Annotated in this window: 10 protein-coding genes; 6 read left to right on the top strand and 4 right to left on the bottom strand. The window is 71.3% G+C overall.

Features of this window, described 5'->3' with window-relative positions:
• Window positions 1-24 precede the first annotated feature (24 nt).
• Window positions 25-1,257, top strand: a complete 1,233-nt coding sequence (locus tag LG634_RS05830; RefSeq protein ID WP_226732530.1) for a GNAT family N-acetyltransferase — start codon at window positions 25-27, stop codon at window positions 1,255-1,257.
• A gap of 16 nt (window positions 1,258-1,273) precedes the next feature.
• Here LG634_RS05830 and LG634_RS05825 read toward each other — a convergent pair whose 3' ends face one another.
• Window positions 1,274-2,089: an Fpg/Nei family DNA glycosylase gene (locus LG634_RS05825; protein WP_226732529.1), complete on the bottom strand. Its 816-nt coding sequence runs from the start codon at window positions 2,087-2,089 to the stop codon at window positions 1,274-1,276.
• Window positions 2,090-2,164: 75 nt separating this feature from the next.
• Window positions 2,165-2,653, bottom strand: a complete 489-nt coding sequence (locus LG634_RS05820) for a ribose-5-phosphate isomerase (RefSeq protein WP_226732528.1) — start codon at window positions 2,651-2,653, stop codon at window positions 2,165-2,167.
• Window positions 2,654-2,873: 220 nt separating this feature from the next.
• On the opposite strand from LG634_RS05820, the gene LG634_RS05815 reads away from it, so the two are divergent.
• Entirely contained in the window at window positions 2,874-4,307 is a 1,434-nt protein-coding gene (locus LG634_RS05815; RefSeq protein WP_226732527.1) for an amino acid permease, read from the top strand.
• Between the two features lie 100 nt (window positions 4,308-4,407).
• Here LG634_RS05815 and LG634_RS05810 read toward each other — a convergent pair whose 3' ends face one another.
• Window positions 4,408-4,992, bottom strand: a complete 585-nt coding sequence (locus LG634_RS05810; protein WP_226732526.1) for a biotin transporter BioY — start codon at window positions 4,990-4,992, stop codon at window positions 4,408-4,410.
• A gap of 259 nt (window positions 4,993-5,251) precedes the next feature.
• On the opposite strand from LG634_RS05810, the gene LG634_RS05805 reads away from it, so the two are divergent.
• The 3 genes from LG634_RS05805 to LG634_RS05795 all read left to right on the top strand — a co-directional run bounded on the left by LG634_RS05805 (window position 5,252) and on the right by LG634_RS05795 (window position 9,309).
• Window positions 5,252-6,700, top strand: coding sequence for an amino acid permease (locus LG634_RS05805; protein ID WP_226732525.1), 1,449 nt, complete (start codon window positions 5,252-5,254; stop codon window positions 6,698-6,700).
• A gap of 341 nt (window positions 6,701-7,041) precedes the next feature.
• Entirely contained in the window at window positions 7,042-8,454 is a 1,413-nt protein-coding gene (locus tag LG634_RS05800; protein ID WP_226732524.1) for an amino acid permease, read from the top strand.
• Window positions 8,455-8,652: 198 nt separating this feature from the next.
• Window positions 8,653-9,309: a superoxide dismutase gene (locus tag LG634_RS05795; RefSeq protein WP_226732523.1), complete on the top strand. Its 657-nt coding sequence runs from the start codon at window positions 8,653-8,655 to the stop codon at window positions 9,307-9,309.
• A 129-nt stretch (window positions 9,310-9,438) separates the two neighbouring features.
• Here LG634_RS05795 and LG634_RS05790 read toward each other — a convergent pair whose 3' ends face one another.
• Window positions 9,439-10,086, bottom strand: coding sequence for a mycothiol-dependent nitroreductase Rv2466c family protein (locus tag LG634_RS05790; protein ID WP_226732522.1), 648 nt, complete (start codon window positions 10,084-10,086; stop codon window positions 9,439-9,441).
• Window positions 10,087-10,219: 133 nt separating this feature from the next.
• Here LG634_RS05790 and pepN point away from each other — a divergent pair, with 133 nt between their 5' ends.
• Entirely contained in the window at window positions 10,220-12,772 is a 2,553-nt protein-coding gene (pepN, locus tag LG634_RS05785; RefSeq protein ID WP_226732521.1) for an aminopeptidase N, read from the top strand.
• The last annotated feature ends 211 nt before the right edge of the window (window positions 12,773-12,983 follow it).

The raw sequence follows: 12,983 nt of genomic DNA, 5'->3' as shown, positions 1-12,983 counted from the left end.
GATCGCCGCTGATAGGGATGGCGCATGGGACATGAATTGCGGGTGCTGCGGGCCGAGGAGTGGGACGTCTGGTTCCGGCAGCTGGAGCTTGCGTTCGGCGGGGCACCTGAGCCCGCCGAGGGCCGTGAGCTCTACCGGGACCTGACCGAGATCGATCGGTCCCTGGCGGTGTGGGACGGTGACGACTGTGTGGGGTCGGCGTCGGCGTTCAGCTTCCGGATGGCGGTGCCGGGCGGGGCGGTGGTGCCGGCGGCCGGGGTGACGATGGTGGGGGTGGCGCCGACGCACCGGCGCCGCGGGGTGCTGACGTCGATGATGCGCCGCCAGTTGGACGACGTCCGGGCGGGTGGTGAGCCGCTCGCCGTGCTGACGGCGTCGGATCCGGCGATCTATCCGCGGTTCGGTTACGGGATCGGCGCGTACGGGCTGTCCATGGAGATCGACACGACCCGGGTGCGGGTGTCGGTGCCGCCGGGTGCGGATGCGGTGCGGATGCGGCTGGTGGATCCGCTGGAGGCACTGCCGGCGTGTGAGCGGGTGTATGCGGCGCTGGTGCCGGGGCGGCCGGGGATGCCGGCGCGGCAGCCGGGGTGGGAGCGGCAGGGGCTGCTGGATCCGGTGTCGGAGCGGGGCGGGAAGGCGCCGCTGGCGTGCGTGCTGGCGGAGGGCCCGGACGGCGAGGTCCTGGGGTACGCGCGGTACCAGGTGAATCCGGAGTGGGAACGGAAGGGCTCGGCGGGGTCCGTCGAGGTGCTGCAGCTGGACGCGGTGGATCCGGCGGCGTATGCGGCGCTGTGGCGGTACGTGTGCGGGATCGACCTGACGTGGACGGTGCGGGCGCACCGGCGGCCGGCGGACGATCCGGTGCTGCACCTGGTGACGGACGTGCGGAGGTCGCAGCTGCTGCTGCGGGACGCGCTGCACGTGCGGCTGGTGGAGCTGGGGGCGGCGCTGGAGGCGCGTTCGTACGGGGTGCCGGTGGACGTGGTGCTGGACGTGGCGGACGAGTTCTGCCCGTGGAACGGCGGGCGCTGGCGGCTGTCGGCGGACGCGTCGGGGGTGTCCTGCGTGCGGACCGGGGACCCGGCGGACCTGGCGCTGTCGGCGCGGGACCTGGCGGCGGTGTACCTGGGCGGGAACTCGCTGCTGTCGCTGGCGGCGGCCGGCCGGGTGCGGGAGCTGCGGCCGGGTGCGCTGGCGGTCGCGTCGCGGGCGTTCGCGGGTGACGTGGCGCCCTGGCTGCCGCACGGCTTCTGACGGATCCCGCAGGAGGTCAGCGCTGCTGGCAGGTGGGGCACCAGAAGAGGTTGCGGGCGGCGAGGTCGGCGGTGCGGATCCCGGTGCCGCAGATGTGGCAGGGCATCTGGGCGCGCCGGTAGACGTAGACCTCGCCGCCGTGGTCGTCGACGCGGGGCGGGCGGCCCATGGCCTCGGGCATGTGCTCGGGGCGGACGGTGTCGATGCGGTTGTTGCGGACGCCTTCGCGCATGAGGGCGGCGAGGTCGGTCCAGAGGGCGTCCCATTCGGTGCGGCCGAGGTCGCGGCCGGTGCGGTAGGGGTCGATGCCGTGCCGGAAGAGGACTTCGGCGCGGTAGACGTTGCCGATGCCGGCGACGACCTTCTGGTCCATGAGGAGGGCGGCGACGGTGGTGCGGCTGCGGGAGATCCGCTGCCAGGCGCGGTCGGGGTCGTCGGCGGGCCGCAGCGGGTCGGGGCCGAGGCGGTCGTGTATCGCCTGCTTCTCGGCTGCGGTGACGAGCGCGCAGGTGGTGGGACCGCGCAGGTCGGCGTAGTGGTCGTCGTTGCGGAGCCGCATCCGGACGGTGTCCGTGGCGGGCGGGGCGGGGGCGGGCCCGAAGCCGTACTTGCCGAAGAGGCCGAGGTGGACGTGGACCCAGTCCTCGCCGGGGCCGTCGAAGCCGAGGAAGAGGTGCTTGCCGTGGGCCTCGGCGACGGCCAGTTCCCGGCCGTCGAGCAGGGCGGCGCTGTCGGCGAACCGGCCCTGGGGGCTGGTGACGCGGACGGTGCGGCCGGTGAAGCGCTCGGCGTGGTCCTGGGCGAGGCGGTGGATCGTGTGGCCTTCGGGCACGGCTGGGGTCTCCTGGGGGGTGGAACGCCCGTGCCACCGGCCGGGGGCCGGTGGCACGGTTCGCGCTGGGGTGACTCAGCCCTGCTGCGGGTGGTGGGCCGGGATCGGGGGGAGCTCGCCGGTCTGCTCGTAGGCGGAGAGCATCTCGATGCGGCGGGTGTGGCGCTCCTCGCCGGAGTACGGGGTGGCGAGGAAGGCCTCGATGAAGGCGGTGGCCTCTTCCTCGGTGTGCATGCGGCCGCCGACGGAGATGACGTTGGCGTTGTTGTGCTCGCGGCCGAGCTTGGCCGTCTCGACGCTCCAGGCCAGTACGGCGCGGACGCCCTTGACCTTGTTGGCGGCGATCTGCTCGCCGTTGCCGGAGCCGCCGATCACGATGCCGAGGCTGTCCTGGTCCGCGGCGGTCTTCTCCGCGGCACGGAGGCAGAACGGCGGGTAGTCGTCGACGGCGTCGTAGATGTGGGGCCCGCAGTCGACGGGCTCGTGGCCGTTGTTCTTGAGCCAGTCCACGAGGTGGTTCTTGAGCTCAAAGCCTGCATGGTCGGATCCGAGGTACACGCGCATGGCTCCGAGTGTGGCACGGGCGCCGTCGGCGGGGGCCGGGGGGTGTCGCGTAAGTCACGCGGAAAGCTCAAGTAATCCCTAAGTTCCCAGTTGGGGAGGGTTGGGACCAAGGTCCGGGACTTTGTGCCCCGGGCAACGAAGTGGATTGGGGTCTTCCGCCCCGGGCGCCGGTCGGGATTGAATGCCCGGGCTCGCAACCCGAGAACCTAAGGATTCGTCCATGAGCTCCACGACGACCCTTCAGAAGGCAGATGGAACCGCCGGCGAACCCAGCGGCCCGCAGTCTTCCGACGGTCTGAAGGCCGGTCTCAAGAACCGCCACCTGTCCATGATCGCGATCGGCGGTGTGATCGGCGCCGGTCTGTTCGTCGGCTCCTCCGGCGGTATCGCCAAGACCGGCCCGGCGATCCTCATCTCCTACGCCCTCGTCGGCGCCATGGTCGTCTTCGTCATGCGCATGCTGGGCGAGATGGCCGCGGCCAGCCCGAACTCCGGCTCGTTCTCGGCGTACGCCGACCGCGCGCTGGGCCGCTGGGCCGGCTTCTCCATCGGCTGGCTGTACTGGTTCTTCTGGGTCGTCGTGCTGGCCGTGGAGGCCACCGCCGGTGCGGTGATCCTCGAGGGCTGGGTGCCGGCGGTCCCGCAGTGGGCCTGGGCCCTGATCGTGATGGCCGTGCTGACGGTCACCAACCTCGGCTCGGTCGCCTCGTACGGCGAGTTCGAGTTCTGGTTCGCCGGCATCAAGGTCGTCGCCATCGCCGCCTTCGTCGGCATCGGCTTCCTGGCCGTGTTCGGCGTGCTGCCGGGCTCGGACAACCCGGGTGCGGGCTTCGCGCACCTCACCGACTCCGGCGGCTTCATGCCGAACGGCTGGGGCTCGATCCTCACCGGTGTGCTGATGGTCGTCTTCTCCTTCATGGGCAGCGAGATCGTCACGCTGGCCGCCGGCGAGTCCGAGGACCCGCGCCGCGCCGTCACCAAGGCCACCAACTCGGTCATCTGGCGCATCGGCGTCTTCTACCTGGGTTCGATCTTCGTGGTCCTGACCCTGCTGCCGTGGAACGACAAGTCGATCGTCGAGAAGGGCTCGTACGTCGCCGCCCTCGACTCCATCGGCATCCCGGCCGCCGGCCAGATCATGAACGTGATCGTCCTGACCGCCGTGCTGTCCTGCCTGAACTCGGGCCTGTACACCGCCTCCCGCATGGCGTTCTCGCTGGGCGAGCGCGGTGACGCGCCCAAGGCCTTCGCGAAGGTCAACAGGCGGGGCGTGCCGACCGCCGCGATCCTGGGCTCCACCGTCTTCGGCTTCGTCGCGGTGGTCTTCAACTACACCAATCCGGACACGGTCTTCAGCTTCCTGCTGAACTCCTCGGGTGCGATCGCGCTGTTCGTCTGGCTGGTCATCTGCCTGACCCAGCTGCGGATGCGCAAGATCCTCCAGGCCGAGGCGCCGGAGAAGCTGACGGTCAAGATGTGGCTGTTCCCGTGGCTGACCTGGGCCACCGCCGGGATGATCGCGTTCGTGATCGGCTACATGTTCTTCGACGACGCCAACCGCAAGGTGGTCATGCTGTCGACGCTGGTCGCCGCCGCCGTGGTGCTCGTCGGGTTCGTGCTCGACCGTCGCCGCAAGACCTCGCTGACCCCCTGATCCGACGGACCGCCTGCGGTCCTCCCGGTCTGTGAGTACGTACGCGAACGCCCCCGGACAGCGTGGTCCGGGGGCGTTCCGTGCATCTGCGGCCGGGCGGTCAGCCGCGGCGGCCGGCCAGCTTCCAGGCGGCGGGCAGCAGGCCCATGGCGAGGGCGGCCTTGAGGGCGTCGCCGATCAGGAAGGGCACCATGCCGACGGCGAGGGCCTTCGAGAAGGACATGCCGGTGGCCAGCGCCAGGTACGGGACGCCGACGGCGTAGACGACGAGCGAGCCGGCGGTCATCGCGGCGGCGGTGCGCAGCACCGAGCGGTCGGCGCCGCGGCGGGCGAGCGCACCGACGAGGGTGGACGCGAGCAGCATGCCGAGGACGTAGCCGAAGGTGGCACCGCCCGCGCCGGCGGTGCCGCCGGCGAACCACGGCACGCCCGCCATGCCGACCAGGGTGTAGAGGGCGAGCGAGAGGAAGCCGCGGCGGGCGCCGAGCGCGGTGCCGACGAGCAGGGCGGCGAAGGTCTGGCCGGTGACGGGGACGACGAGCCCGGGCACGTGGACGGAGATCTGCGCGGCGAGGCCCATCAGGGCGGCGCCGCCGAGGACCAGCGCGGCGTCGCGGGTGCGGCTCGCGGGCAGCAGGTCGGCGAGGACGGCGCCGGGGCGCAGGGAGACGGAAGCGGTGCTCATGGAGGCTCCGGTGAGTGAGGGGCTCGGGGAGGGACACCGCGACGCTATCCGCGGGCCGCGGCACCGATCACCGTCGTCCGGACACAAAGCAAGGTCGCCCGCATTGGTGGGGATCACACAAAGCTCCGACGCCACGCCGGAAGAGAGGTGATGCACATCACGAGCCCGGTTGCATGAGACTTCCGTTTTGCGTCCTTGACCACCACTCGGGGAGACTGTGGGATCCCGCCAATTGCCGCGTATCCTTCACCGTCGCCTCATGTTCGAGAGTACGAGCACCTTCATGCACGATCCGCTGCCCGAAGAAGCGCTGCCCGAAGAGCCGCTGGCCCACGGGCTGAAACAGCGCCACCTGACCATGCTCGGCCTGGGCGGGGTGATCGGCGCCGGCCTGTTCGTCGGCTCCGGCGCCGGGATCTCCGTGGCCGGCCCCGGCATCATCGTGTCGTATCTGCTGGCCGGGGCGCTGGCGATGCTGGTGATGCGGATGCTGGGCGAGATGTCCGCCGCGATGCCCGCCTCCGGTTCCTTCTCCGTGCACGCGGAGCGGGCGCTCGGCCGCTGGGCCGGGTTCTCGGTGGGCTGGCTGTACTGGTTCCTGCTCGTCGTCGTGCTCGCGGTGGAGGCCACCGGCGCGGCGAAGATCGCGAACGGCTGGGTGCCGGGGTTCCCGCAGTGGGCCTGGGTGCTGGTCTTCATGGTGTTCTTCACCGTCAGCAACCTGGCGGCGGTGAAGAACTTCGGCGAGTTCGAGTTCTGGTTCGCCGCGCTGAAGGTCGGCGCGATCGTGCTGTTCCTGGTGCTGGGCACGCTGGCCATCGTGGGGTGGCTGCCCGACACCGATCCGGTGGGGCTGGCCAACCTCACCGGGCAGGGCGGCTTCCTGCCGAACGGCTGGGGCGGAGTGGTCTCCGGCGTGCTCGCGGTGGTGTTCGCGTTCGGCGGCCTGGAGGTCGTCACCATCGCCGCGGCCGAGTCGGACGACCCGGCGCGGTCGGTGGCGCGGGCGGTGCGCAGCGCGGTGTGGCGGATCCTCTTCTTCTACGTCGGGTCGATGCTGGTGATCGTGACCCTGCTGCCGTGGCGGTCGGCGAAGCCGGACGAGAGCCCGTACGTGGCGGTGCTGGACTCGATCGGCGTCGGCTCGGCCGGGCAGATCATGAACGTGGTGGTGTTCGTGGCGCTGCTGTCGGCGCTCAACGCGAACCTGTACGGGTCCTCGCGCATGATCTTCTCGCTGGCCGAGCGGGGTGAGGCGCCGCAGGCGCTGCTGGCGGTGTCGGGCGGCGGGGTGCCGCGGCGGGCGGTGTTCGCGTCGGTGGCCTTCGGCTTCGTGTCGGTGCTGCTGAACCTGCTGTGGCCGACGTCGGTGTTCCTCTACATGCTCAACGCGGTGGGCGCGGTCCTGCTGTTCGTGTGGGTGCTGATCGCGGTGTCCCAGCTGCGGTTGCGGCGCCGGATCGAGCGGGAGGTGCCGGAGCGGCTGGTGCTGCGGATGTGGGCGTTCCCGTACCTGACCTGGGCGGCGCTGGCGGCGATGGCCGCGGTGCTGGTGCTGATGCTGTTCGACGACGGCGCGCGGCCGCAGCTGCTGTGGTCGGGCGGGGCGACGGCCGTGGTGCTGGCGGTGGCGTTCTGGCGGGAGCGCCGCGGGGGCGGCGGGTCCGGTGCGGACCGCGAGGCCGGTGCGGTGAGCAGTACGGTCTGACGGTCCCGTTCTTCCCCCGATGCCCCCGTGCCGGTGCCCGGCGCGGGGGCATCGGCGTACCCGGGGCCGCCCGTACGGCGACGGAGGGCGGGCGCAGGCGGGGCCGGGCAGGGGGCGAGGCGGGTCCGAGGATGGGTCGGGGGTGGGCCGGGGTGGGCCGGGGGTGGGTCGGGGGTGGGCCGGGGGTGGGTCGAGGGTGGGCCGGGGGTGGGTCGAGGGTGCGGGAGTGATCACGGCGGGTCATGCGGGTGTCCGGATAGCGGACACGATCCGTCCGTTCCGCGGACATTGATCAGACTGGTGCATCCCTCCCCGTCCCACCGCAAACGGACAGGTCCCTCATGCCCCAGACCACGCTCACACCGCCCGGACAGCAGCAGGCGGACCCCGCCACCGGCTCCTCGCTGGGAGGCGGCCTCAAGCAGCGCCACCTTTCGATGATCGCCCTCGGCGGGGTCATCGGCGCCGGACTGTTCGTCGGCTCCGGTGCCGGCATCGCGGCCGCGGGGCCCTCGATCGTGCTCGCTTACGCCGCGTCCGGCGTGCTGGTCATGTTCGTGATGCGGATGCTCGGCGAGATGTCCGCGGCGAACCCGGCGTCCGGCTCCTTCTCCGTGCACGCCGAGCGGGCCATCGGCCCGTGGGCCGGCTTCACCGCGGGCTGGATGTTCTGGACGCTGCTGTGCGTGGGCGTGGCGATCGAGGCGATCGGCGCGGCGCACATCGTGCAGGGCTGGCTGCCGGGCACCCCGTCCTGGCTGTGGGTGCTGGTCTTCATGGCCTTCTTCTGCGGCAGCAACCTGGCCGCGGTGAAGAACTTCGGCGAGTTCGAGTTCTGGTTCGCCGCCCTGAAGATCGGCGCGATCGCCCTGTTCCTGGGGCTGGGCGTGCTCGCGATCCTGGGGGTGCTGCCCGGCAGCGACGCCCCCGGCACCGCCCATCTGCTGGGCGACGGCGGCTTCCTGCCGACCGGGGTGAGCGGTCTGCTCGTCGGCCTGCTGGCCTCGGTGGTCGCGTACGGCGGCCTGGAGACGGTCACGATCGCGGCCGCCGAGTCCGAGGACCCGGTGCGCGGCGTCGCCAAGGCCGTGCGGACCACCATGTGGCGGATCGCGGTCGTCTACGTCGGCTCCATGCTGGTCATCGTCACGCTGGTGCCGTGGGACGACGAGGCCGTCACCGAACTGGGCCCGTACGCCGCGACGCTGGACCGGCTCGGCGTGCCCGGCGGCGGCCAGATCATGAACGTGGTCATCCTGATCGCCCTGCTGTCCGCGATGAACGCGAACATCTACGGCTCCTCGCGCATGGCGTACTCGCTGGTGGCCCGCGGCCAGGGCCCGAAGGCGCTGGGCACGGTCACGCGGGGGGTGCCGCGGCGCGCGGTGCTGGCCTCCTCCGGCTTCGGTTTCGTCACCGTGCTGCTGTCGTACTGGTACCCGGACACCCTGTTCGCCTGGCTGCTGAACATGGTCGGCGGCGTGATCCTGGTCGTCTGGGGCTTCATCGCGGTCTCGCAGTTCGTGCTGCGCCGCCGGCTGGAGCGGGAGGCGCCGGAGAAGCTGGTCGTGCGGATGTGGGGCTTCCCGTACCTGACGTGGGTGGCGCTGGCCGGGGTGGTGGGCGTGCTCGGTCTGATGGCGTGGGACGCCGACACGCGGGTGCAGGTGCTGTTCACCGGCGGGCTGACGGCGGCCCTGGCCGTCACCGGATACGTCCGGCAGCGGACCGCCGGTCGGCGCGCGGCCGCCTGACCGGCCGCCCTCCCCTCCTTCCCCTTCTCCGAGGCCCCCGGCGCACCGCGCCGGGGGCCTTCGGCATGCCTCCGTCCCCTGCTGCGCCAAGGCCCAGGGTGAGGTGACCCTTACATGATCAGCGGAATAGATACTGCTAGCGTGCAGTTGCGCATTGATTGCAATAGCAGTGAGCATGCCGAGGGGACCGATTCACGTATGCCGATCTACACGCTTCCCGAACTGCCGTACGACTACGCGGCGCTGGAGCCGGTGATCAACCCGCAGATCATCGAGCTGCACCACGACAAGCACCACGCGGCCTACGTCACGGGGGCCAACACCACGCTGGAGCAGCTGGCGGAGGCCCGGGACAAGGAGAACTGGGGCGCGCTCAACGGCCTGGAGAAGAACCTGGCCTTCCACCTCTCCGGCCACATCCTGCACAGCATCTACTGGCACAACATGGCCAGCCCCAAGACCGGCGAGGGCGGCGGCGAGCCCACCGCGGCCGACGGCGTGGGCGAGCTGGCGGACGCGATCACCGAGTCCTTCGGCTCCTTCGAGAAGTTCAAGAAGCAGCTCACCTTCGCCTCTTCGGCCACCCAGGGCTCCGGCTGGGGCGTGCTCGCGTACGAGCCGGTCAGCGGCCGCCTGGTCGTCGAGCAGGTCTACGACCACCAGGGCAACGTGGGCGTGGCCAGCACCCCGATCCTGGTCTTCGACGCCTGGGAGCACGCCTTCTACCTGCAGTACAAGAACCAGAAGGTCGACTTCATCGAGGCCATGTGGAACGTCGTCAACTGGCAGGACGTGGCCAAGCGCTACGCCGACGCCAAGGCGAACACCCCGCTGCTGATCCCCGTCAAGGGCTGATCCGCACCTCCGAGCCGTCCGCCTCGTGATCGTCTTCTCAACCTTCACGGCGGACGTGTGTAACGGAAGGCCCCCGTCGAGGACGTGACTCGACGGGGGCCTTCTGCATGCCGGGAACCGCGGGCGCTCCTACTCGAAGCTCGGGCCCTGCACGCGCGTGCGCTTGATCTCGTAGAAGCCGGGGGTGGCGGCGACCAGCAGGGTGCCGTCCCACAGCCGGGCCGCGTCCTCGCCGCGCGGGGTCGGGGTGACCACCGGGCCGAAGAAGGCGACGTCCTTGCCGTCCGTGCCGGGCACGGAGATGACCGGGGTGCCGACGTCCTGGCCGACCCGGTTGATGCCCTCGGCGTGCGACTCCCGGAGCACCAGGTCGTACTCGTCGGAGTCGGCGTACTTCAGCAGCTCGGCCGGCAGGCCGACCTCGTCCAGGGCGGCGGCGATGACCTCGCGGGTCGGGCCCTGGCCCTCGTTGTGGATCCGCGTGCCCAGAGCCGTGTACAGCTTGCCGGTGATCTCGTCGCCGTGCTTCTGCTGGGCGGCGATCACCACGCGGACCGGGGCCCAGCCCTTGGGGCCGAGGAGGTCCCGGTAGACCTCGGGCAGCTCGTCGAGCTTGTTCTCGTTCAGGACGGCGAGGCTCATCACGTGCCAGCGCACCTCGACGTCGCGGACCTTCTCGACCTCCAGCATCCAGCGGGACGTCATCCAGGCCCAGGGGCAGAGCGGGTCGAACCAGAAGTCGACGGGCGTCTTCTCGCGCACCTGGGTGTCCGACATGTCTCTCCTCTGCTCGTTCGTTCCCGTACGCCTCACATGGGCGTCCACCACGCCAACCGGCCCGCGGTCCGGCGCATTCCCCGTGGGAGGATCGGGTGATCGATGTTGAGGCGAACTGCACGAAGGAGTGCCCGTGCCCGGTGAGAATCTGTCCCGCGACGAAGCCCGCGAGCGGGCCGAGCTGCTGTCCGTCGACGCGTACGAGGTCTCGCTGGACCTGCGCTCGGCGGTGGACGAGGCCGAGCCGGCGGACGGACCTCGCACATTCCGCTCGGTGACCACCCTCCGCTTCCGCTCGGCCGTGCCCGGCGCGTCGAGCTTCGCGGACCTGGTCGCCCCGTCGGTGAACTCCGTCACCCTCAACGGGCAGGAGCTGGACCCGACCGCCGTCTTCGACGGCACCCGGATCGCACTGGACGGCCTCGCCGCCGAGAACGTCCTGGTCGTCGACGCGAACTGCGCCTACAGCCGGACCGGCGAGGGCATGCACCGGTTCGTCGACCCGGAGGACGGCGAGGTCTACCTCTACACCCAGTACGAGCCGGCCGATGCCCGCCGGGTCTTCGCCAACTTCGAGCAGCCGGACCTCAAGGCGCGGTTCCGCTTCGAGGTGTCCGCGCCGGCCGGCTGGCACGTGTGGAGCAACGGGGCCGAGGAGTCCCGCGAGGGTGACACCCGCCGGTTCGCGGAGACCGCGCCGATCTCGACGTACATCACCTGCGTCGTGGCGGGCCCGTACCACTACGTCACGGACACCTACACCCGCGGGGACCTGACGATCCCGCTGGGCGCGATGTGCCGCAAGGGGCTGGCGAAGCACTTCGACGCGGACGACGTCTTCCTCGTCACCAAGCAGGGCTTCGACTTCTTCCACGAGAACTTCGACTTCCCGTACCCGTTCGGCAAGTACGACCAGGCGTTCGTGCCCGAGTACAACCTCGGCGCCATGGAGAACCCGGGCATGGTCACCTTCCGCGAGGAGTACATCTTCCGCGGCAAGGTCACCCGGGCGTCCTACGAGCGGCGCTGCAACACGATCCTGCACGAGATGGCCCACATGTGGTTCGGCGACCTCGTCACCATGAAGTGGTGGGACGACCTGTGGCTCAAGGAGTCCTTCGCGGACTTCATGGGCTCCTTCTCGCAGGTCGAGGCCACCCGTTTCGACCAGGCCTGGGTCACCTTCGCCAACAACCGCAAGGCGTGGGCCTACCGCGCCGACCAGCTGCCCTCCACCCACCCGATCACGGCCGACATCCGTGACCTGGAGGACGCCAAGCTCAACTTCGACGGCATCACCTACGCCAAGGGTGCGGCCGTCCTCAAGCAGCTCGTCGCGTACGTGGGCCGGGACGCCTTCCTGGAAGGCGCCCGCCGCTACTTCAAGGCGAACGCGTACGGCAACACCACCCTCGACGACCTGCTGACCGTGCTGGCCGAGGTGTCCGGCCGCGACATGGGCGCCTGGACGCAGGCCTGGCTGCAGACCGCCGGCGTGAACGCGCTCACCCCGGCGGTGACGTACGACGCCGAGGGCCGGATCACCGGGCTGGCCGTCCTCCAGGACGGCGACGTGCTGCGCCCGCACCGGGTGGCCGTCGGCCTCTACCGGCTCACGGACGGCGCGCTGGTGCGCTACGCGCAGGCCGAGGTGGACGTGGCCGGGGCGCGCACCGAGGTCGCGGAGCTGACCGGGAACGAGCGGCCGGACCTGGTCCTGGTCAACGACGAGGACCTGACCTACTGCAAGATCCGCTTCGACGAGGGTTCGCTGGACACGCTGCGCCGGCACCTGGGCGACCTGACGGACCCGCTGGCGCGGGCGCTGTGCTGGTCGGCGCTGTGGAACATGACCCGCGACGGCCTGATGCCGGCCCGCGACTTCATCACGCTGGTGCTGGCGTTCGCGGGCCGCGAGACGGACGTGGGCGTGCTGCAGATGCTGCACGCGCAGGCCGGCACGGCGATCACCCACTACGCGGCCCCGCAGTGGCGGGAGCAGGGCTCCCGGCAGCTGTCGGCGGGGGCGCTGCACGAGCTGCGGCTGGCCGAGCCGGGCTCCGAGCACCAGCTGACCTGGGCCCGGTTCTTCGCGGCCGGGGCGACCACGGACGCGGACTTCCAGCTGCTCCAGGGGCTGCTGGACGGCTCGGCGCGGATCGACGGGCTGGACGTGGACCAGGAGCTGCGCTGGGACATGCTGGCCCCGCTGGCGGCCCACGGGCTCGCCGACGAGGAGCGGATCGCGGCGGAGCTGTCCCGCGACGACACCGCCTCGGGCAAGCGGCACTCGGTGCGCTGCCTGGCCGCGCGGCCCTCGGCAGCAGTGAAGGCGCAGTCCTGGGCGGCCGTGGTGGAGTCGGACGCGCTGTCGAACGCGCTGGTGGAGGCCACCATCTCGGGTCACGCGCAGCCGACCCAGCGGGAGCTGCTGGCGCCGTACGCCCCGAAGTACTTCGAGGTGATCGAGCGGCTGTGGGCCGAGCGGTCCATCCAGATCGGCATGGACGTGGTGCGCGGGCTGTACCCGTCGCTCCAGGACGACCAGGCCACGCTGGACGCGACGGACGCGTGGCTGGCGGCGCACGAGGACGCGGCGCCGGCGCTGCGCCGGCTGGTGCTGGAGTCCCGCGACGACCTGGCCCGCGCGCTGCGGGCGCAGGCCTGCGACGGGGCCACCGCCTGACGCGGTGACGGCCTGACGCGGTGACGGTGCGGGCGGGGCGGGGGCAGGTGTCCCCCGCGCCGCCCGCATCTGCGCGTACGGGTCCGGGCGCGGTTCGGGGCCGGGCGCACGGGTCCGGGCGCTGCGCAGTGTCGGCAGTCGAACGCCCGTACTTTAGTGCGGGCTTGTCCGGATTTGTCGACGGGCGCGTAACAGCGGTTAGAGAGCCCGG

Source organism: Streptomyces bambusae (assembly GCF_020532645.1).
Lineage (GTDB): Bacteria > Actinomycetota > Actinomycetes > Streptomycetales > Streptomycetaceae > Streptomyces > Streptomyces bambusae.
This window is presented reverse-complemented; position numbering and strand designations above follow the sequence as displayed.